This window comes from Stenotrophomonas sp. SMYL86, from assembly GCF_036320025.1.
Classification (GTDB): domain Bacteria; phylum Pseudomonadota; class Gammaproteobacteria; order Xanthomonadales; family Xanthomonadaceae; genus Stenotrophomonas; species Stenotrophomonas maltophilia_A.
The window spans coordinates 30,467-49,785 of record NZ_JAWIRU010000014.1; the positions used below are offsets into that span (position 1 = coordinate 30,467).

Sequence of the window (19,319 nt, forward strand, 5' to 3'; positions counted from 1 at the left end):
AGTGTAGTGCCGGCCGCTGGCCGGCATCCCCGTGAGCCCGGGAACAATGAGGTTGCCGGCCAGCGGCCGGCACGACCGACGCTGCCTGGGTCTGGTAGTTGCCAACCTTGGTTGGCATTGCCGGCCAGCGGCCGGCACTACCGAAGCCACGCCGGCCAGCGGCCGGCATGACCGACGCGGTCAGCAGGCGGTCGGCACCGCGGCCATCGCCGCCAGCAGCTCGCGGTTCACCTGCTGGTGCCGCGCCTGCCACAGCGGTAGATCCCCGGCGCTGACGTCAGGCTGGCCATCCAGCGACGACAGCCAGCGTTTGAAGCGGCTCTGGTAGTTGGCCAGCGACACTTCGCCGGTGATGTCACTGCCGGCCAGGCCGCCGGCGCGCAGCGCTTCGATCACCACCAGTGCGTGTTCCAGCTGGAAGCGGCCCTGGTCCCAGTTGCTGCGGGCCACGTCCTCGGCAAACACATCCTTGTCGATCGACAGGTAGGTCGGCTGCGGCGACTTGGCCTGCTCGGCAGCGAACGCAGCCACCAGCGCTTCGGGATGCTCGAAACGGCGGAAGGCGTGGCCCATGCCGAGACGATGCCCCCAGCTCACGTCCACGTCCATGCACCAGTACGTCAGCCGGCCGCTCATCAGCGGGCGCCAGTGGTTCTCCCAAGCATGGCCGAGGCCGATGTCGCTGGAGGTGATGCCGAGCACGTGGATGTGCGAGATCTGCGGCAGCTTGCTGGCGGCGTTCACCCACGACCCGCAGTGCATGCCGAACGGGAAGCGCATGTTGTCCGGATGGTTGTCCAGCACCACCAGCTGGAACGGCGCCTGCATGCGCATGCGCTGCAGCAGCGGCAGGCTGAGGTGGTGGAAGTCGCCACTGCCGAGCATCACCGTGCCGAGCTGGGCCGGCAGCGGTGCCAGCACTTCAGCGGCGAAACGGTCGAGGGTGGCATTGCGGCAGGCGAAGCGCAGTGGATCGTGCCATTGCGGCAGGGCCAGGGTTTGCGCCTGGGGCAGCGGCAGCACGCCACCGTCCAGGTCCAGGATCAGCGGGGAACGCAATGGCATCGCTCAGCCGCCTCCGTCCGGTTCGCCCTGCAGGTACGGGGCCAGCCTGCGCAGGGCGGCGCGCAGCAGCGGGGAACGGGCGTGGATCGCATGCCGGGTGGAGGTGAAGCGGGCACCCAGTTCGGCCTTGATCCGCGAATCGGTCCAGCCGGCCACGTAGTGGCTCAGGCTGTGCTGCAGCGCGTATTCGAGGTTGTGCATCCAGCTCACCGCGTACAGGTTGTGCTCGCGGGACTGCGGATAGGCCAGGCCGATGTACTTGTCCACCAGCTTGCCCGCATGCACGTAACACAGGTTCCAGCCGATCAGCTGGCCCTGGTGGCGGTACAGGAACATCCGTCCCTGGCCCTGGCTGTCGGCCAGAAGATGCTGGAAGTAGGGCAGGTCGAGCTGGTCGAAATGCACCGCGCTCTGCGCGTACACGCCCAGGTACAAGGCATACAGTTCGGCCTGGAGCTGCGGGTCGGCCAGGGCCGGATCGCCGGTGGCGATGCAGTCGATCTGCAGGTCGTCGCGCGAGCGCAGCTTGCGCCGGATGTTCTTGCGGCGCGAAGACGACAGGCGGCCGAGATAGCCATCGATCGAATCGAAATCGATCGCCACCCAGGCCAGCGGCATGCCTTCCAGTTCGACGAAGCCGCGTGCCAGCAGCGCCTGCAGGAAGGCACCGCTGTGTGCGTTGGCGGCGTCGTCCAGCAGCGGCGAATCGATCGCCAGGTCCTTGACCACCAGCAGGCGCGTATCGCCGATCGCGTGACGCGTCACGTCCTCGGCCAATGCCTCTGGTGCGACGTGCGCGGGCAGCGGGGTGTACTCGGTGCTGGTGGCGCCGACGAAGCGGGTCTTCCAGGTGATCCATGGCCGCCACAGGCGCGACAGTGGCAGGCCAAGCAGCTTGCCGCGCAGGTCGTCGTCCATGGTGGTGGTCAGATCCAGCGGCGCACGGAAGGTCGGCAGGCCGCTCGGAAGGCGGCCTGCCTCGAACCCGAGCGGCGGGTGGGCCAGGAAGCCCTCCAGCAGCGCGGCCGGTTCCAGCGCGGTGCTGGACGCGCGTGACGTCATTTCCATCGGCACGGGAACCGGCAGCGCATCGGACCTCAGCCCTTGGCCTTGGTCAGCGCCTGGTCAAGCAGGGTGATCGCCAGGTCGATCTCTTCGTAGCTGATGTCCAGCGACGGCGCGAAGGTGATCACGTTCTTGTACCAGCCACCCACGTCGAGCACGAGGCCCATGCGCTTGCCGTCGTGCAGCAGGTCACCGGCCAGGCCGATGTCGACCATGCGGTCCAGCAGTTCCTTGTTCGGCGTGTAGCCGTCGGTCTGGCAGATTTCCGCGCGCAGGGCCAGGCCCAGGCCGTCGACGTCGCCGATTTCCGGGTGGCGCTTCTGCAGGCCACGCAGGCCATCGAGGAAGTACGCGCCCTTTTCCGGCACGGTGCGCTCGTAATCCATTTCCTTGCCCAGCTTCAGCACTTCCAGGCCCAGGCGGGTGCCCAGCGGGTTGGAGTTGAAGGTGGAGTGGGTGGAGCCCGGCGGGAACACGGTCGGGTTGATCAGCTCTTCGCGCGCCCACAGGCCCGACAGCGGGTTCAGGCCGTTGGTCAGCGCCTTGCCGAACACCAGCACGTCCGGGGTCACGCCGAAGTGCTCGATGGCCCACAGCTTGCCGGTGCGCCAGAAGCCCATCTGGATTTCATCGACGACCATCAGGATGCCGTACTTGTCCAGCACGCGCTTGAGGCCGGTGAAGAAGTTGCGCGGCGGGATGACGTAGCCGCCGGTGCCCTGGATCGGCTCGACATAGAACGCGGCGTACTCCGCCTGGCCGACCTTGGGATCCCACACGCCGTTGTATTCGCTTTCGAACAGGCGCTCGAACTGCCACACGCAATGGTCGGAATACTCTTCCGGGGTCATGCCCTTCGGGCGACGGAAGGGGTACGGGAACGGAATGAACATCGCGCGCTCGCCGAAGTGGCCGTAGCGGCGGCGGTAGCGGTAGCTGGAGGTGATCGACGACGCACCCAGGGTACGGCCGTGGTAACCACCCTCGAAGGCGAACATCAGGCTCTTGCCGCCACGCGCGTTGCGCACGATCTTCAGCGAGTCTTCAATGGCCTGCGCGCCGCCGACGTTGAAATGCACGCGGCCGTCGAGGCCGAACTTCTCGTGCATGTCCACGGCAATGGTCTTGGCCAGCTGCACGCGGGTCGGGTGCAGGTACTGGCTGGCGACCTGCGGCAGGGTGTCGATCTGGTCCTTCAGCGCATCGTTCAGACGCTTGTTGCTGTAGCCGAAGTTGCAGGCCGAGTACCACATCTGCAGGTCGAGGTAGGGCACGCCCGCACCGTCGAACATGTAGCTGCCTTCGCCGCGCTGGAAGATCTTCGGCGGGTCGACGTAGTGGACGGTATCGCCGAAGGAGCTGTAACGGGCTTCGTCGGCCAGCAGCTGCGCGTCGGAGGCAGCGGCGTCGGCGTTCTTGTCAAAAATGTTCATGCAGTTCGGTTCCGTGAAGGACGTTCGAAAGAGGTAGCGGGGGCGTGCTTGGAAGGGAGTGCTCAGGCGGTGGCCAGCAGCAGGGGCAGTACGGCGGGCTGCGGGCTGGCGTCGATACGACGTGGCTGCAGCAGGCTGCCATCGAGCAAGCGCGGCAGCAGTGCGATTGCATCGTGGAAGGTATCGATGGCGGCATGCTCGATGCCGGCATGGGTGCAATGGGTGATCAGGCGACGCTTGGCGAACACGAAGTCGGCATCTTCGGAGACGCAGAAATCCGAACTGCCATCGCCGATCATCAGCACACGCGGTGCTTCGTTGGCGCGCGCCTGCGCAGCGCAGGTGCACTTGCAGGTGCCGCTGCGGCAGCCTTCGGCCTGGTAGGGCGATTCCAGTTCCCAGTGGTCATCGCACCAGCGCAGGTGGTTGGCCACCACCGGCAGTCGCGACAGGCCGTGGTTGGCGAGGATGCGGTGGATCGCATGGTCCAGGCCGTCGCTGACGATGCGCAGCGGCACGCCCAGCTGTTCGGCACGGCTGACAAAGGCGGCAAAGCCCGGATCGATCTGCACCTGGTCCAGGTGGGCGTCGAGCGTGGCCGGGTCCAGTTTCAGCAGCCTGACCTGGCCCTGCATGCATTCGCGCGAGCCGATCTTTCCCGCCTTCCACTGGTCTTCCAGTTCCTGCCAGCCCGGCTGGCCGTATTTCTCCAGCAGCGAGTCGATGACATCTTCGAGGCTGATGGTGCCGTCGAAGTCACACAGGATGCTCCAGTGCATGGGCAGGTCCGTCGATGAAAGGAACGTCCGGCGCGATGCCGGGCCAGGCTCAATGTAGGCAGGCAGCCTTTCTCGTTCCTTTCCTGTTGAAAGCCTGCATTGCAGGGCGCGGAAAGCGTTCAGGAAGGTGCATGGATGAATGCGTGAGGCGCACTCCATCCGTGCGTCCTGGCGTCACGCCCGGGCCAGTGCCTGCAGTATTTCGGCGGTCTCTTCACGGGTCTGCCAGGCGCTGTTGCCGAGGGTCAGCATGCGTGCGGCGAAGTCGCGTGCGTTGGGCATGTCGTCCTGCGGCACGATGCCGCGCAGGTAGGCATAGCCGGGCAGGGCATGGATGAACATGCGGCTGGCGCCAAGCCCGCGTGGCCACAAGTCCTTCAGTACTGCATCGCGGGCGCGTTGGCTGGGCAGCAGCAGCATCAACAGTGGCCAGGTGCCACCGCTACCGGCCAGCCCATCGACCACCTCAACGGCAGGCAGCTGTGCCAGCTGCACGCGCAGCTGCAACGCACGCAGCCGACCGGCCTGAAGGAATGCCGGCAAGCGCCGCGCGGCATGCGCGCCGATGTTCTGCCGCCACTGGCTGACCCGGTGCTGCGGGATATCCAGCGGGAAAATGTCACCGACCGCATCTTCCAGATCGCCACGCTGAAGCGCATTGCGCAGTGGATTGCCATACACCAGTGACAGCAGCGAAGGGCGATAGCAGGCAGCAAGGCCCAGCAACTGCACGCTGCGCAGCAGCTCCCAGCGCAGGCTGGAGCGAACGTGCTGGACGGCATGTTCGGCCAGCGCAGCACGCAGTTCGTCATCGCGGCTGACCAGCAGGCCGCCTTCATGCAGGCTCAGGCCCTTGCCGGCGGCCAGGCTGAAGAATCCGATATCGCCGCGCAGGCCGACACTGCTGTTGCCGACCCGTGCGCCGAGTGCCTGCGCGGCATCTTCGATCACCCAGGTGCCGGCGTTGCGGGCGACTTCGCAGGCCAGCTCGACATCGGCAATGCGCCCGCCCAGGTGGGTGGGCAGGATCGCCAGCGTGCGCGCATCGGCCAGCCGCTTGAGCTGGCCGGGGTCGAAGTCGAAATGACCGCGCCGGGTATCGCACAACTGCACGCGCAGGCCCAGGCTGTGCACCGCGATCGGCACCAGCGGGCAGGTATAGGCCGGCATGATCACGGTGTCGCGCTTTGGCGCACGCTTGCGCAGCGTGCGCAGGGCGATCAGCAGCGCGTGCGTGCCGGAACAGGTCAGCTGCAGCGGCGGTGTGCCGAGCTGGCTGGCCAGGATGTCACGCAGGTCGCCGCCACCGGGAAGGAAATCGCTGGCCTGCATCGGCAGGCCGGCGGTTGGTGGCAGTTCGCGCGCGAACAGGCTCATCGCAGCGCGCTCACGGGGTGCTTTCGGCAGGGCTGTGCGGGTCGTGCGCCTCGGCGCGGCCGAGGCAGACGATGCCGGCCACGATCAGTACCGCACCGAGCAGATGGTGCAGGGTCAGCGGCTCGTTCAACAGCCACGCCGACAGCAGCAGCACGCTGATCACTTCCAGGTGCGAGGCAGCAAAGGCGGGACCGATCGGCGCATGGCGCAGCAGGCTCATCCAGGTGAAGAATGCACCCACGTAGCCGAGGATGGCGCCGTAAACCCACGGCTGCGACAGCACGCGCAGCAGCCAGGCGGTGTTGGCCTCGACCGGCAACGCGGCGTCACCGGCGTACTTGAAGCACAGCTGGGCCAGCGTGTCGAACGCCATCAGCAGCGGGAAGCCGATCACATACAGGCGCCTCATGAGCCGGCCCCCACCACGGCTACGCCGGCGGTGACCAGCAGCATGCCGGTCACCCGCAGCGGCGTGAGTTTCTCGCGGAACAGGAAACGGCCGGCGATCATCAGCGCGACGATGTTGATCGAGCCCAGCAGCACGCCCTTGGACAGCGGCACCAGCGACAGGAACGCGATCCAGGCGACGAACTCAAGCACGTAGCAGGCGATGCCGATCCACAGCCAGGGACGGCTGAGCATGTGTTTCCAGCGCTGCAGTCCTTCGCCCTCCTGCGGATCGCTGGCGGCGGCCTTGAAGGCGAGCTGGCCACCGGTATCGAGTACCACATTGGCCAGCCACAGCAGCGTGGCAAGTGCCCCCATGTCAGGCCACCGCCTTGAGCACGCCCGTGCGTTCACCGATTTCGGTGAAGAAGCGCGCGCTGCGGCGGATCACATCGCGGCGTTCGCGGTCGATGGTGATCATGTGGTAACTGTCTTCCAGCACCACCAGTTCCTTCGGGCCGCTGACCCGCGACATCACCAGCTCGGCGTTGCCCATGCTGGCCACGTCGTCCTCGCGGGCGTGCATCACCAGGCACGGCGCGGTGACCTGGTGCAGATGGCGGCGGGTCCAGTTGCTCAGCGCACGCATCTCGGCCAGCGCATGCCAGGGGTTGCCCGGCAGGCCGGCGGCGGCGCTGTCGCCGGACAGCATGGCGGCGCTGACCTGCGCACGCAGGCGCTCGTCACGCAGGCCGTACGGCGGTTCTTCCATGAACATGCGGTCGCGGCCGATGTTGAAGCGCTTGAACCACGGCAGCAGGAACGAGAAGCGGGCCACGGCGGGGATGTTCCAGCCGTCATAGCGGAAGGTGGCGCCGTATACGCCAACCCCGGACACCCACTCGGGGCGACGTGCAGCCAGTGCCAGCGACAGCACCGCGCCCATCGACAGGCCGCCGACGAACAGCTGGTCGACCTTGCCGCGCAGGGTTGCCGCCGCATCTTCCACGCCCTGGTACCACTGTTCCCAGGTGGTCGCCAGCAGGTCATCCACGCTGCCGCAATGGCCGGGCAGCTGCACGCCGTGCACGGTGAAACCGGCGTTGTTCAGCCCTTTGCCCAGCATGCGCATTTCCGCCGGGGTGCCGGTCAGGCCATGGACCAGCAGCACGCCCTGTGGGCCACCGGGGAGGAAGAAGTCGTGCGATTCGGTCACCTGGCGGCTCCGGGACGGCAGTGGGGATGGCAGGATCGCAAGCGCGATTTTCGCCAGCCTTTCAGCGCCCCGGGCCGGGTCAGGGCGCCTTCAGCAGCGGCAGCGTGATGGCGACCTTCAGTCCGCCACCTGGGCGGTTCAGGAAGCTCAGGCGGCCGCCGAAGTGCTCCACCGCCTCGTGCGCGATGGCCAGGCCGAGGCCGGTGCCGCTGGCAGCGGTGCCCGGCGCCCGGAAGAAGCGCTCGCCCAGCCGTGGCATCACGTCGTCGGGCACGCCAGGGCCGTTGTCTTCCACATACAGTTCGACATCATTGTCGTCCAGCGCGTGCACGCCCACCGTGACGGTTGCATTGCGGCCGGCATAACGCAGGGCGTTGTCGATCAGGTTGTCCAGCGCTTCCTGCAGCATGGCGCCGTTGCCCAGTACACGCAGCGGATGGGGACTGCCGCGGTAGCCCAGATCGATGCCATCGCGGATCGCCTCCGGTACGCGCATGCCGACCCACTGCGGTACCAGCTCGCACAGGTCCAGTGCCTCCACGGTATCGGGCACGGTCTGCGCCCGGCTCAGTGCCAGCAGCTGGGTGCTGACCCGGGCGGTGCGCTGGTTGAGCCGGCGGATGTGCTGCAGCGCCTCGCGCACTGTATCGGGGTCGCCATGTGCCAGTGCCTGGTCCACATGCAGGGCCATGCCCGCCAGCGGCGAACGCAGCTGGTGCGCGGCATCGGCGATGAAACGGTTCTGCAGGGTGATCATTTCCGCCTGGCGGGCAAACAGATCATCGATGGTGCTGATCAGTGGCTGGATCTCCTCTGGCACGTCGGCATCGGAGATCGGCGCCAGTTCGCCGCGGCGCTGGGCCAGGCGGGTCCTCAGCGGGGTCAGGATGCGCAGGCCATAGGTCACGCCGAACCAGACCAGCGCTGCGGTACCCAGCGCCAGCATGGTCATCAGCGGGATGATGATCATCAGGATCTCGCGCGCACGCTGCCGGCGGTCGGCCATGCTCTCGGCCACGGTCACCGCCAGCTGGTCCTGCGGATCGTTCATCGCCTGCGTGCAGACGGTGGCCATGCGCACCTGCTGGCCATTGAGGTTGCCGTCGTACAGCGCCGGATGCACACCGGTGCAGTCCTGCGAAGGGGCGTACGGGCTGAAGTCTGCATTGCCGCTGAGCGTACCCATGCGGCTGCTGTCGACGTTGAAGTAGCGATGGCCGTCGGGGTCGTACTCGATCAGGAAGCGCGCCTGCGGAGACAGGTCGCTGGTCACCGGCATGGTGCTCAGCATCTGCGCGAACGAATGCGTGTCGTCGATCAGGTTGCGGTCGTGGATGCGGTTGGAATAGTCCAGCGCAACGTAGTAGGCCAGGATCGTGTTGAAGGTGAGCAGGCCCAGCATCGGCAACGCCAGAAAGGCGAGCAGGCGCCGGCGCAGGCTGGGCGGGCCACTGATCACGGCGTGCTTTCGTCCTGCGCGTCTTCCAGCATGTAGCCCAGCCCGCGCACGGTGCGGATGCCCATGCCGCCGGGCTGCAGCTTGCGGCGCAGGCGGTGCAGGGCGATGTCCAGGCCGTTGTCGGTGAGGTCCTGGCCCCAGTCGCACAGCGCCTCCACCAGTTGCGCGCGCGACACGATGCGCTCGGCGCGTACCGCCAGTGCCGACAGCAGGCCGAACTCGCGCGCGGTCAGTTCCAGCGACTGGTCGTCGATCCACACCCGGTGCCCGGCCAGATCGATACGCAGGCGGCCGATGCGCAGGTCCGGGTTGCCATTGCTGGTGACCCGCCGCAGCTGCGCACGCACGCGTGCTTCGAACTCGTCCAGCGCGAACGGCTTGACCAGGTAGTCATCGGCGCCCAGGTCGAGCACGCGCACGCGCTCGGCCAGGCCGTCGCGGGCGGTCACCACCAGCACCGCCAGGCCATCGCCGCGCTGACGCAGGCGCTGCAGCACATCGCGGCCATCCAGCTGAGGCAGGCCCAGGTCCAGCACCAGCAATGCGTACTGGGTCGAGCCCAGTGCCGCGTCGGCGTGCGCGCCGTTGTCGACGTGGTCAACCACGTGCCCCTGCCGGCGCAGCGAGGCGCACAGGCCGGAGGCGATATCCGGGTCGTCTTCAGCAATCAGAACGCGCATGCGCGGGGGCTCCTGTAACGGTCAGGCCCACCGGATGGACGGGGTGGGCCTCTCTCGGCTGCCGAGGGTAGCCGCAAACCGGGTGAAGGTGGAGCGCGCCGCCGCCGCCCGGTGCCGTCGCGCTGTCCCTTCATTCAGTCCTGCAGGCCCGGCTCACCCGGCGCCAACGGCACCCGCGAGCCATCCAGCAGGCCACGGCTGAGCCTGCCATTTTCGATGAACAGCAGTTCGCCGTTCTCGCCGTTCTTGATGCTGCTGTCGATGGCGATCACGCGGTCGCCATGGAAGCTGCTGACGTGTGGCATCGAGGTGTGGCCGACCACGATGCGTTTGAGCTGCAGGCGGTCGAGTACGGTCTGCACCCCCGCGGTGTCGAGGCGGCCATCGAAGTAGCCGCGGTACCAGATCGGGCTGGTCTTGCCGTCATACAGCGGTGCGGTGGCCGGGTCGGCCTTTACTTCGGCCTTTGGCAGGCCCAGTGACGCCTGGTAGGCCGCATTGGTGCGCGCCGGTTCCAGCGCCAGCTGCACTGCCTCGGGCGAAATGCCGCCGTGCAGGAACAGGGTGTCGCCGATCTTCAGCAGCACCGGGCGGGTGCGCAGCCACTGCCCGATCACCGAATCGGCACCGTACAGCTGCGGGTAGCTGCGGCCGAGCAGCTGCGCGCTGCGCAGGTACTTCGGGTTGACGTAGCGCAGGTCGTCGTACAGCACCATGGTTTCGTGGTTGCCGAGCACGAAGTGCACCGCGCCGCCGGCGGCGGCCGCCTGCTGCTGCAGGCCATACAGCAGCCAGAAGGCCTCGGTCACCTGCGGGCCGCGGTCGAACACATCGCCGGCGATGACCAGCGTGTCCTTGCCCAGCGCCCAGCGATCCTGGGCATCGATGACCTGGTGGGCGCGCAGCAGGCGCACCAGCAGCCCGTACTGGCCATGGATGTCGGACAGCGCAACGATGCGCGGCACGGCCGGCAGCACGGAAACCGAAGGCGCATTCGGGGCAGCCACGTGCACCGAGTGCTCGTAGCCGCAGCGCGGGGCGATGTCGGTACCTGCGGCCTGCGTGGCAAGCGTGTGCGACTCGACCTTGTCGTCGCAGATCCACTTGGCCTGCAGCTGGTCGCCCTGGCGGAACACATAGGGGCCATCGGCCTGCACGTGGTCGGCGGGCGCGGCAACCTCGCGGGCCTGCGTGGTTGCTGTGGCGCAGGCCAGCAGCGGAAACAGCAGGGCGGTCAGCAGGGAAGGGCGATCGCGCGACATCGGCGGCATCCAGTGGCGGAAAGGTCTGATGCTAACCGGCGCGGATGTTCGTCGGTGTGCGCGAATGGGCGGATCAGGTGTCGCGCCCGTCGTCCCTGAGCTTGCGCACGCGGGTGGCGCTGGGCTGAAGTGGCTGGCCGTCGCGCCCGCGCGGCTGCATGTAGGGCAGCGGCCGCCGCGTCGCCGATTCGATCAGCTGTGAATGGGCTTCACCGGCCTCGAAGCGATGGCGTTCACCCCATTGGCGCAGCGCGACCAGCAGCGGGAACAGTTCCTGGCCAGCGGCGGTGAGCACGTATTCCTGGTAGGCCGATCCATCGGAGGCCGGCTGCAGCTGCAGGATGCCGGCCTCTACCAGCCGTCGCAGGCGGTCGCTGAGGATGTTGCGGGCCGCGCCGAGGCTGCGCTGGAAATCACCGAAACGGGTGACGCCATCGAAGGCATCACGGATGACCAGCAGCGCCCAACGGTCACCGAGCAGATCGGCGCTGCGGGCGACGGGGCAGGGGCTGTCGGCGTGCATGGTGGACCTCTCTGATGTGGTTGCAGTTTAAAACCAATGGCAGTAGCCTGCATCAAGTTTCAAATTGCAACCACGTCATGAGTGCCACATCGCTTCCCCGCCCGCTGCTGGTCCTGCTTGCGGTTGCCGCCGGCGCCAGCGTCGCCAACGTCTACTACGCGCAGCCGCTGCTGGATCAGCTTGCACGCGCCTTTGCGCTGGACCGGGCCGTGGCCGGCGCGGTGCTGGCTGCTACCCAGGCCGGTAGCGTGCTGGCGTTGCTTGGCCTGCTGCCGCTGGCGGACCGTGGTGACCGGCGACGCCTGCTGCGGCTGCAGTTGATCGCATTGGTGCTGGCGCTGCTGTGGCTGGCAGCGTCACGCACGGCGGGCTGGCTGTTGTCGGGCATGCTGCTGGCCGGCTTGCTGGGCACGGCGCTGACCCAGGGCCTGATCGCCTATACCGCCATGCTGGCACCGCCCGAGCAGCGCGGTCGCGTGGTCGGTGTGGTGCAGGGCGGCGTGTTCATCGGCCTGCTGCTGGCGCGCGTGGTGTCCGGTACGGTGGCGGCGGCCTTTGGCTGGCAGATGGTCTACCTGTTGTCAGCGATGGTGATGGCGGGGTTGGCGGCGCTGCTGTGGCGGCGCCTGCCCCCAGTACCGGTGCCGTCGGTTCCCCCACGCTGGCGCGAGCTGCTGGGCTCGATGCTGGCCATGCTGCGCCGCGATCGAACGCTGCGCGAGCGTGGGCCGCTGGCACTGCTGCTGTTTGCCGGCCTCAATGTGTTCTGGGCGGCGGCACCCTTGCCGCTCTCGGCGCCACCGCTGCATTGGTCGACCGCCGCCATCGGTGCACTGGGCCTGGCCGGGGTGATCGGTGCGCTGCTGGCGGCGCGGGTAGGGCACTGGATGGACCGTGGTTTCGCGCATCCGGTCAGCGTCGGTGCGCTGTTGTTGATGCTGGTTGCGTGGTGGCCCTTGCTGGGCCTGCCGCAGTCGCTGTCGTTGCTGCTGTTGGGCGTGATTGTGCTCGACCTGGGTGGGCAGGCACTGCACGTATCAAACCAGGCATTGCTGCTGCGCGCGCCGGCTGAACAGCATGGACGCCTGGTGGCTTTGTACATGCTGTTCTATGCGGTGGGCAGTGGCGCCGGTGCAGCGGCCGGGCCGTGGATGCAGGCGCGCCATGGCTGGCCGGCGGTATGCCTGTTGGGGGCGGGCATCGCGTTGCTGGCGCTGCTCTGGTGGGCAGCGTGGCGGGTGGTGGCGGTGAAAGCAGCGGCCGGCGGCCGCATCGGTAGTGCCGGCTGTCAGTAGAGTCGACTGTCAGTCGACTGCTCTTCGCCCTGCGTGCGAAAAACCCCGCGGTGCGCGCGATAGTCGACCCGCGGTCGACTCTACCTGTCCTGCCGTCATCGCTGCAGTGCGCGCCGTCCCGGGGCTTCCTGCAGGTCCGCACTGGCCACCACCACGCGGTTGCGGCCGCTGCGCTTGGCCTCGTACATTGCCGCGTCGGCACGGGCCATCAGCCGCTCGTAGTCCGGATGGCCATCGTGGCCGGCCACGCCGATGCTGGCGGTCAGTGCCAGCACCTGGCCGTTGGCCAGTACCACCGGCGACTGCGCGATCTGCCGCCGCAGGCTCTCGGCGATCACGGTCGCCTGCGATTCGCTGGCAGCCACCAGTACCACCACGAATTCTTCGCCGCCATAGCGGAACAGGTAGTCGCTGCCGCGCGTGAGCTGGCCGAGCAGGCCGGCGACGTGCTGCAACGCGCGGTCGCCGGCATCGTGGCCGTGGCCGTCGTTGATTGCCTTGAAGTGATCCAGGTCGAGCAGCAGCAGCGAGAATGGTGTGCGGTTGCGTGTGGCCAGCTCGATTTCCCGGCGCAGCACGGTGGGCAGGAAGCGACGGTTGAGCAGGTTGGTCAGCGCGTCGCTGCCGGCATCCAGTTCGCCGATGCGCTCGAACAGCAGTGTCATCAGGGTGCGGATGGCGGCCAGGTCCTCGCGGATGGCCGGCAGCACCGCCAGTCGCTGCGCCGGAGCATCGCCGCTCGCGCGCTGCAGGTGGCCATCAATGCGGGCCATCAACTGGCCCACCTGCTGCGTTTCGCTGCTTTCGCCGAAGCTGGGGATGCCCTTGTGGGTGAACCACAGGCCGAACTCCGAGGTGGCCAGGCTGGCGTTGTCGCTGGCCTGCACGTGGCCGGCCAACGCGTAGAGCAGGGCGTTTTCCCAGTCCAGCAGCAGTGCGCGCTGGCGCTCGCGTTCGGTACCGACGTTCTGTACCAGCGAGAACAGTCGGTAGGCGGCGTCGGCACGGGTGGAGCGCTCGCGCGCGTGGGTGTAGGCCAGGGTCATGCCTTCCATGGCGATATCCATGATCGCGCTGAGGCAGTCGATGGCGGCGAATGCGGTGTCGCTGTCAGGCGCATCGTCGCGCAGGCGCACGAACAGTTCGTGCTTGAGCACGCGCGCACCGCGGGTAACCAGGTCGACAGGAATGCCGACGCGGGCGTGCACGTCGCCGATGATCCGCTGCGAGGCCACGGTGTTGGCGATGCCGCTGGCATCAGTGGTCAGCAGCTGCGCCAGCCAGCGCTGCATGGCCGGCTGCAGGCGCTGCTTGACCTGGTCGTGGGACAGGAAACGGCGCGCACGGGTGTCCTGCAGCAGCACTTCGTAAAAGCGCTGGGCCAGCGCGGGTGGGGCATCGGTAGCAGCGGCCCTGAGCAGCGCGGTGGCGGCAGGGCCGGCCTGCAGCAGACACTGCTGCCAGGCCTCGGCCAGCGGCTGGCTGGCATCGTCCAATTGGGGTGGTTCCACGTCGATCTCTGACTGCGTACGGCAAACCACGGGTATCGGCCGCGGCGGCATACGGTTGATGGCGGGTTAGCCGGCCAGTTTACGCGCGGTGCAGGGTTGCACGGTGCGCAAACCACATCGGCGCCGCTGCGGCAATGAGTGAACGCATTTGAGAATCAATCGCATTGATGGGAGAATGCGCGCACGGAACGGGCTGCAGGTGCCTGCTGCAGGACTGCTCCGCCTCCCCCTCGTCGTTGCCTCAAGCCCTTTGCCAGAGGCCCCGTAGCCCTGCCAGAAGGTCCTGATCATGTCCCCTGCCGTTGTCCTTTCGCCGCGCCCGCTGGCGCTTGCCGTTGCCGCCCTGCTGGCCGGCAGCGCTCTGACCGCCCACGCCGAAACCGACGCCACCGATATCGACACGGTGCACGTCACCGCCTCGCAGATCGCGCGCCAGGCCCTGGGTACCTCGACCATCACCGCAGAGGACATCGCCAGGCGCCCGCCGGCCAACGACATCGCCGAGCTGCTGCGGACCATGCCCGGCGTCAACCTGACCGGCAACAGTGCCTCGGGCCAGTACGGCAACAACCGCCAGATCGATCTGCGTGGCATGGGCCCGGAAAACACCCTGATCCTGGTCGACGGCAAGCGCATCGGTGCGCGTGATGCCGTGCGCATGGGCCGCAGCGGTGAGCGCAATACCCGCGGCGATACCAACTGGGTGCCGGCGGAAATGATCGAGCGCATCGAAGTGCTGCGCGGCCCTGCAGCGGCACGTTATGGCTCGGGTGCTTCCGGTGGCGTGGTCAACATCATCACCAAGCGCCCGACCGGCGACCTGACCGGCGCGGTCGACCTGTATGGCCTGGTGCCCGAGCACAGCGCCGAAGGCGGCAGCGAGCGCGTCGGCCTGCAGCTGAGCGGGCCGATGACCGACACCCTGTCGTTCCGCCTGTACGGCAATCTCAACAAGACCGACGCCGATTCGCTGGAACTCAACCGTGACTTCGCGACGAATCCGAACGCGGTGCCGCCGGCCGGTCGCGAGGGCGTCAAGAACCGCGATGTCAACGCGCTGCTGCGCTGGGACGTGACCGCCAACCAGGTGGTCGAATTCGAAGCCGGCACCAGTCGCCAGGGCAACATCTATGCTGGCGACCGCGCGGTCAGCACCACCGGTACCTCGACACCGATCGATCTGGGGGCGTTGGCCGAGCAGCAGGCCGAGACCAACCGCATGTACCGCAACACCGGCGCGATCACCCATCGCGGCCGCTGGGGTGATGTGACCTCGCGGGTAACGGCTGCAGTGGAGGCGGTGAACAACTCGCGCATCAACGAAGGCCTGGCCGGGGGCCCGGAGGGCAGCTTCAACGGCACCGACTGGTCGACCTCGCGCCTGCGCAACTACCAGCTGGACGGCGAAGTCAGTTTCCCGACCACGCTGGGTGGTGCCGAGAACATCTGGACGCTGGGCTTTGAATTCCTGGACAGCCGCCTGACCGACCCGTACTCGATGAGCCAGTCCAGCAGCAGCGGCGGCGGCATCCCGGGGCTGTCGGCCGATCGCGCACGCGGCAAGTCCGACGCGCAGACCACCGCCGTGTTCGTGGAAGACAACATCTACCTGGGTGAGCGCTGGATCGTCACCCCGGGCCTGCGCTTCGACCACCACAGTCAGTTCGGCAACAACACCAGCCCCAGCCTCAACGCGCAGTTCCGCATCAACAGCGACTGGGTGGTGAAGGGCGGTATCGCCCGTGCATTCAAGGCGCCGAACCTGTACCAGTCGAATCCGGACTATCTGTATTACACCCGGGGCAATGGCTGCCCGAATGCACTGCCGAGCCTGGGCGCCGGCTGCTACATGCGCGGCAACTCGGACCTGAAGGCGGAAACCAGCCTGAACAAGGAACTGGGTATCGAGTGGGCACCGCAGAGCGGCTGGCAAGCGTCGTTGACCTACTTCCACAACGACTACAAGGACAAGATCCAGGCCGGGTACAACCAGATCGGGCTGACCGCCGACACCAAGGGCCGCATCTTCCGCTGGGAGAACGCACCCAAGGCGATCGTGCAGGGTCTGGAAGGCAACCTGGTGGTCCCGCTGCTGGGCGAGCAGGGCAACCGCCTGAAGTGGAGCAACAACTTCACCTACATGGTGGAGAACGAGAACAAGAGCACCGGCCAGCCGCTGTCGGTGATTCCGAAGTACACCGTCAACACGATGCTGGACTGGCAGGCCACCGACAAGCTGTCGGTGCTGCTGACCGGCACCTTCTACGGCAAGCAGAAGCCGGCCACCACCAACATCAACAACGACCCGCGTTGCACCGGTACCTGCGACCCGTCAATCGCACTGCAGGACCGTGGTGCGTACAACATCTGGGGCGTGAGCGCGCGCTACAAGGTGACCGAGACGGTCAGCTTCGGCTTCGGCGTCAACAACCTGGCCGACAAGCGCCTGTTCCGCGAGGCCAACAGCAGCGATGCCGGCGCGGCGACCTACAACGAGCCGGGCCGCGCGTACTGGGCCAGCCTGCGCTTCGGGTTCTGACCGCAGGCGGACGTCGGTCCGCTGCGTCCGCCAGGCGTGGCCTGGCGTTGCCGGCCGCGCTCCGGTAGCGCCGGGCCATGCCCGGTGAGGGACCGCGTGGCCTGCAATGTTATAAACACCGTGATAGTTTCCCAACGCCCTCCGGCGTAGCCTGCCTCCCATCGCAAAGGAGCTGTTGCCATGGGCCACGACCACGATCACCTGCCATCCGAGATCCGCCACGAGAAACCCTTGTGGTGGGCGCTCGGCCTGACCTCCACCTTCCTCGTCGTCGAGGTGGTAGGCGCGTTCTGGACCAACAGCCTGGCGCTGCTGTCCGACGCGGCGCACATGGCTACCGACGCTTTAGCGCTGATGATCGCGCTGGTCGCGGTGCGGCTGAGTCGGCGCCCGCCGGACGCGCGCCGCACCTACGGCTATGCACGCCTGGAAGCGCTGGGCGCGATGATCAATGGCGCGATGCTGTTCGTGGTCGCCGGCTATATCCTGTGGGAGGCCATTGGACGTTTCCGCGAGCCGCAGGAGATTGCCTCGTCGGGCATGCTGGTGATTGCCGCGGCGGGCCTGGTCATCAACCTGATCTCGATGCGCCTGCTGCAGGCCGGCAGCGGCGAGAGCCTCAACGTGAAGGGTGCCTACCTGGAAGTGTGGGCAGACATGCTCGGCTCGGTGGCCGTGATTGCTGGCGCGCTGTTGATCAAGTGGACCGGCTGGAAGCCGATCGACCCGATCCTGGCGGTGCTGATCGGCCTGTGGGTGTTGCCGCGCACCTATGTGCTGATGCGCGAGGCGATCAACGTGCTGCTGGAAGGCGTGCCCAAGGGCATGGACGTGGCCAAGGTGCGCGACAGCCTGTCCGGCCACGCTGCGGTACTGGACGTGCATGACCTGCATGTGTGGGCGCTGGCCTCCAGCACCCCGGCGCTGACCGCGCACATCGTGATGCGCGACGGCACCGATGCCGATGCGCTGCGTCGTGATCTGGGCGGGCGCCTGCACGATGACTTCGGCATCGAGCACGTGACACTGCAGATCGAAGCGGACCACTGCGGCGAAGCCTGTGGTGAGCCGGCGCCGGCCAAGGCCGGCGAGCACGAGGGCCATGAAGGCCATGACCACGGCGAGGACGCGCAGGGCCATCGCGGCCACGTGCATCGCTGATCGAGGATGGCGACCGCTCCGGGTGATGCCCGGTGCGGTCATTCGTCCCGTCGCGAGGCCAGCCGGTCTGCCAGCCGCGTCGGCTCCGGCAGCCGGTAACCGCGCAGCGTGCGCTGCACCCAGTCCAGCGCGGTATCCGCACTGACCCGATGGCCACCGGCCACGAACAGCGGCTTGCAGCGAATCTTGCTGCGCAGCACCCAACCCAGTTGCTCATCGCCGTCCAGCAGCGGCGTATGCGCACCGGCCTCGGCACCCGGTTCGACGAACCGGCCCACCAGCTTCGACTTGGCCACGCCGATGCTCGGCAGGTCGGTGACCACGCCCAGATGCGCGGCCACGCCCAATCGTCGCGGGTGGCTGATGCCATGACCATCGACGAACACCAGGTCCGGCGTGCGTGGCAGCAGCGCGAGTGCGGCCAGCAGTGCCGGCAGCTCGCGGAAGCTGAGCAGGCCGGGGATATAGGGCATCACCGTGGGGATGCGCGCGATCTCCTGCGCCACGGGCTGCAGCGTCTCTGCGTCCAGCAGTACCGCCGCGGCGCGGGTGATGGCGCCATCGTCCTCGAAGCCGACATCCAGCCCGGCCAGCCAGCGCACGTTGCGTGGCAGCCGGTCCTGGCGCTCCACGCGGCCGGCCAGCTGGAGCTGCAGCGCGCGTGCAGCGGCGACGCTGCCTTCCCAGCGCCCGGGGTCGATCGCCGTATTCATTGGTCACAGCATCGCATGCGCGGTGCCACGGCCCGGTGAGCGGCGGCCGGGGCTACAATGGCGGCCTGTCTTTCCTCGCGTTGGAGACCCTGCAGTGACCCGTAAACTCGTACTGTTGCGCCATGGCCAGAGCCAGTGGAACCTGGACAACCGCTTCACCGGCTGGGTCGATGTCGACCTGACCGAGCAGGGGCGCCGGGAAGCGGCCGCCGCGGGTCGCCTGATGCGCGAGGAAGGCCTGCAGTTCGACGTTGCCCACACCTCCGTGCTCAAGCGCGCCATCCACACCCTGCAGGGTGCACTGGCCGAGCTGGAACAGGACTGGCTGCCGGTGAACAAGTCCTGGCGCCTCAACGAACGCCATTACGGCGGCCTGCAGGGCCTGGACAAGGCCGAGACCGCCGCCAAGCACGGCGAGGACCAGGTCAAGGTGTGGCGTCGTTCGTACGATATCCCGCCGCCGGCCATGGACCTGGAGGATCCGGGCCACCCGATCCATGACCGCCGCTACGCTGGCCTGGACCGCAACGCGCTGCCGGGCACCGAATCGCTGGCCACCACGCTGGACCGCGTGCTGCCGTACTGGCACGACGCCATCGCGCCGCAGCTGAAGGACGGCAAGACCGTGCTGGTCACCGCCCACGGCAATTCGCTGCGCGCGCTGTACAAGTACCTCAACAACGTCTCGCGCGAGGAAATCCTCGAGCTGAACATCCCGACCGGCATCCCGCTGCTGTTCGAACTGAACGACGACCTGACGGTGAAGTCGTTCCGCTACCTGGGCGACCCGGAAGCAGCGCGCAAGGCCGCTGAAGCCGTGGCCAACCAGGGCAAGGCGAAATAAAACAGAAGGC

The 19,319-nt window shown here is 67.5% G+C and carries 18 protein-coding genes; 4 read left to right on the top strand and 14 right to left on the bottom strand.

The window, feature by feature from the left end:
- Positions 1 to 180: 180 nt before the first annotated feature.
- From V3B64_RS15215 to V3B64_RS15270, 12 genes are all read right to left on the bottom strand, one after another.
- On the bottom strand, positions 181 to 1,065 hold the full coding sequence (locus V3B64_RS15215) for a hypothetical protein (protein ID WP_329914404.1): 885 nt from the start codon (positions 1,063 to 1,065) through the stop codon (positions 181 to 183).
- 3 nt (positions 1,066 to 1,068) lie between these two features.
- Positions 1,069 to 2,133, bottom strand: a complete 1,065-nt coding sequence (locus tag V3B64_RS15220; protein WP_032127530.1) for a GNAT family N-acetyltransferase — start codon at positions 2,131 to 2,133, stop codon at positions 1,069 to 1,071.
- A 29-nt stretch (positions 2,134 to 2,162) separates the two neighbouring features.
- Positions 2,163 to 3,563, bottom strand: coding sequence for an aminotransferase class III-fold pyridoxal phosphate-dependent enzyme (locus tag V3B64_RS15225; protein ID WP_032127529.1), 1,401 nt, complete (start codon positions 3,561 to 3,563; stop codon positions 2,163 to 2,165).
- Between the two features lie 62 nt (positions 3,564 to 3,625).
- On the bottom strand, positions 3,626 to 4,342 hold the full coding sequence (locus V3B64_RS15230) for an MtnX-like HAD-IB family phosphatase (protein ID WP_032127528.1): 717 nt from the start codon (positions 4,340 to 4,342) through the stop codon (positions 3,626 to 3,628).
- 174 nt (positions 4,343 to 4,516) lie between these two features.
- Complete coding sequence (locus tag V3B64_RS15235) at positions 4,517 to 5,719, bottom strand: DegT/DnrJ/EryC1/StrS family aminotransferase (RefSeq protein ID WP_329914406.1); 1,203 nt, start codon at positions 5,717 to 5,719, stop codon at positions 4,517 to 4,519.
- A gap of 10 nt (positions 5,720 to 5,729) precedes the next feature.
- The gene (locus tag V3B64_RS15240) at positions 5,730 to 6,128 is read right to left on the bottom strand and encodes a DMT family transporter (protein WP_125894491.1); all 399 of its coding nucleotides are present in this window, start codon (positions 6,126 to 6,128) and stop codon (positions 5,730 to 5,732) included.
- Positions 6,125 to 6,484, bottom strand: a complete 360-nt coding sequence (locus tag V3B64_RS15245) for an EamA family transporter (RefSeq protein ID WP_012479558.1) — start codon at positions 6,482 to 6,484, stop codon at positions 6,125 to 6,127. Before V3B64_RS15245 ends, V3B64_RS15240 begins: the two co-directional genes overlap by 4 nt.
- Position 6,485: 1 nt before the next feature.
- Positions 6,486 to 7,322: an alpha/beta fold hydrolase gene (locus V3B64_RS15250; RefSeq protein ID WP_010483180.1), complete on the bottom strand. Its 837-nt coding sequence runs from the start codon at positions 7,320 to 7,322 to the stop codon at positions 6,486 to 6,488.
- A 79-nt stretch (positions 7,323 to 7,401) separates the two neighbouring features.
- Positions 7,402 to 8,781: a sensor histidine kinase gene (locus V3B64_RS15255; protein WP_005412674.1), complete on the bottom strand. Its 1,380-nt coding sequence runs from the start codon at positions 8,779 to 8,781 to the stop codon at positions 7,402 to 7,404.
- A complete protein-coding gene (locus tag V3B64_RS15260; protein ID WP_121503880.1) occupies positions 8,778 to 9,461 on the bottom strand; it encodes a response regulator in 684 nt (227 codons plus the stop codon). The genes V3B64_RS15255 and V3B64_RS15260 overlap by 4 nt, the downstream gene beginning before the upstream one ends.
- Before the next feature lie 134 nt (positions 9,462 to 9,595).
- Positions 9,596 to 10,723, bottom strand: coding sequence for a metallophosphoesterase (locus tag V3B64_RS15265; RefSeq protein WP_329914407.1), 1,128 nt, complete (start codon positions 10,721 to 10,723; stop codon positions 9,596 to 9,598).
- 73 nt (positions 10,724 to 10,796) lie between these two features.
- On the bottom strand, positions 10,797 to 11,246 hold the full coding sequence (locus V3B64_RS15270; protein ID WP_329914408.1) for a helix-turn-helix domain-containing protein: 450 nt from the start codon (positions 11,244 to 11,246) through the stop codon (positions 10,797 to 10,799).
- A 77-nt stretch (positions 11,247 to 11,323) separates the two neighbouring features.
- On the opposite strand from V3B64_RS15270, the gene V3B64_RS15275 reads away from it, so the two are divergent.
- Positions 11,324 to 12,541, top strand: coding sequence for an MFS transporter (locus V3B64_RS15275; RefSeq protein WP_329914409.1), 1,218 nt, complete (start codon positions 11,324 to 11,326; stop codon positions 12,539 to 12,541).
- Between the two features lie 95 nt (positions 12,542 to 12,636).
- Here the strand turns inward: V3B64_RS15275 and V3B64_RS15280 are convergent, their stop codons facing one another.
- A complete protein-coding gene (locus V3B64_RS15280; protein WP_134951300.1) occupies positions 12,637 to 14,052 on the bottom strand; it encodes a GGDEF domain-containing protein in 1,416 nt (471 codons plus the stop codon).
- 289 nt (positions 14,053 to 14,341) lie between these two features.
- Here V3B64_RS15280 and V3B64_RS15285 point away from each other — a divergent pair, with 289 nt between their 5' ends.
- Entirely contained in the window at positions 14,342 to 16,591 is a 2,250-nt protein-coding gene (locus V3B64_RS15285; RefSeq protein WP_329914410.1) for a TonB-dependent siderophore receptor, read from the top strand.
- Between the two features lie 180 nt (positions 16,592 to 16,771).
- Positions 16,772 to 17,752 carry a cation diffusion facilitator family transporter gene (locus V3B64_RS15290; RefSeq protein WP_107432646.1) on the top strand — a complete coding sequence of 327 codons (981 nt, stop codon included), beginning with the start codon at positions 16,772 to 16,774 and terminating at the stop codon, positions 17,750 to 17,752.
- Between the two features lie 38 nt (positions 17,753 to 17,790).
- Here the strand turns inward: V3B64_RS15290 and nfi are convergent, their stop codons facing one another.
- Positions 17,791 to 18,465, bottom strand: a complete 675-nt coding sequence (gene nfi / locus V3B64_RS15295; RefSeq protein WP_329914411.1) for a deoxyribonuclease V — start codon at positions 18,463 to 18,465, stop codon at positions 17,791 to 17,793.
- Between the two features lie 94 nt (positions 18,466 to 18,559).
- Between nfi and gpmA the strand changes: the two genes are divergently transcribed.
- Positions 18,560 to 19,309, top strand: a complete 750-nt coding sequence (gene gpmA / locus V3B64_RS15300) for a 2,3-diphosphoglycerate-dependent phosphoglycerate mutase (RefSeq protein ID WP_004150217.1) — start codon at positions 18,560 to 18,562, stop codon at positions 19,307 to 19,309.
- The last annotated feature ends 10 nt before the right edge of the window (positions 19,310 to 19,319 follow it).

Excerpts from the sequence above, each read along its gene's own strand:
- V3B64_RS15215 (WP_329914404.1), bottom strand. The coding sequence starts at position 1,065 with ATGCCATTGCGTTCCCCGCTGATCCTGGACCTGGACGGTGGCGTGCTG.
- V3B64_RS15220 (WP_032127530.1), bottom strand. The coding sequence starts at position 2,133 with ATGGAAATGACGTCACGCGCGTCCAGCACCGCGCTGGAACCGGCCGCG.
- V3B64_RS15225 (WP_032127529.1), bottom strand. The coding sequence starts at position 3,563 with ATGAACATTTTTGACAAGAACGCCGACGCCGCTGCCTCCGACGCGCAG.
- V3B64_RS15230 (WP_032127528.1), bottom strand. The coding sequence starts at position 4,342 with ATGCACTGGAGCATCCTGTGTGACTTCGACGGCACCATCAGCCTCGAA.
- V3B64_RS15235 (WP_329914406.1), bottom strand. The coding sequence starts at position 5,719 with ATGAGCCTGTTCGCGCGCGAACTGCCACCAACCGCCGGCCTGCCGATG.
- V3B64_RS15240 (WP_125894491.1), bottom strand. The coding sequence starts at position 6,128 with ATGAGGCGCCTGTATGTGATCGGCTTCCCGCTGCTGATGGCGTTCGAC.
- V3B64_RS15245 (WP_012479558.1), bottom strand. The coding sequence starts at position 6,484 with ATGGGGGCACTTGCCACGCTGCTGTGGCTGGCCAATGTGGTACTCGAT.
- V3B64_RS15260 (WP_121503880.1), bottom strand. The coding sequence starts at position 9,461 with ATGCGCGTTCTGATTGCTGAAGACGACCCGGATATCGCCTCCGGCCTG.
- V3B64_RS15265 (WP_329914407.1), bottom strand. The coding sequence starts at position 10,723 with ATGTCGCGCGATCGCCCTTCCCTGCTGACCGCCCTGCTGTTTCCGCTG.
- V3B64_RS15270 (WP_329914408.1), bottom strand. The coding sequence starts at position 11,246 with ATGCACGCCGACAGCCCCTGCCCCGTCGCCCGCAGCGCCGATCTGCTC.
- V3B64_RS15275 (WP_329914409.1), top strand. The coding sequence starts at position 11,324 with ATGAGTGCCACATCGCTTCCCCGCCCGCTGCTGGTCCTGCTTGCGGTT.
- V3B64_RS15285 (WP_329914410.1), top strand. The coding sequence starts at position 14,342 with ATGTCCCCTGCCGTTGTCCTTTCGCCGCGCCCGCTGGCGCTTGCCGTT.
- V3B64_RS15290 (WP_107432646.1), top strand. The coding sequence starts at position 16,772 with ATGGGCCACGACCACGATCACCTGCCATCCGAGATCCGCCACGAGAAA.
- nfi (WP_329914411.1), bottom strand. The coding sequence starts at position 18,465 with ATGAATACGGCGATCGACCCCGGGCGCTGGGAAGGCAGCGTCGCCGCT.